The 284-nt window shown below is 58.8% G+C and carries 1 protein-coding gene; it reads right to left on the bottom strand.

Going from position 1 to position 284, the window contains the following annotated elements; all coding sequences use genetic code 11:
* Positions 1–284, bottom strand: a 284-nt coding sequence (locus SB756_RS29430) for an aminotransferase class III-fold pyridoxal phosphate-dependent enzyme (protein WP_410913088.1), incomplete at both ends; no start/stop codon positions are given.

The raw sequence follows: 284 nt of genomic DNA on the forward strand, positions 1-284 counted from the left end.
GTCCTGCGTAAAAATTTCTTCAAGGCTGGTCAGTGCCGCCTCGATGCTGATCCCCTGAACCGCGCTGGGATAGCGTGCATGGAAGACTGACGGCGGCATCGGGCCGAAATCCCGTTTGTAAGGCGCCACTTTTCCGGTCATCGCCATGGTCATAAAGGTGCGGCCATGGAATGCGTTACCAAAGGTGATGATGCCGTGGCGGCGGGTATAGGCACGCGCCACTTTTACGGCATTTTCTACCGCTTCCGCCCCGGTGGTGAAGAAGGCCGTTTTCGCCGCACCGG

Origin of the sequence: Pseudomonas sp. SIMBA_068 (genome assembly GCF_046534705.1) — a bacterium.
Lineage (GTDB): Bacteria > Pseudomonadota > Gammaproteobacteria > Pseudomonadales > Pseudomonadaceae > Aquipseudomonas > Aquipseudomonas putida.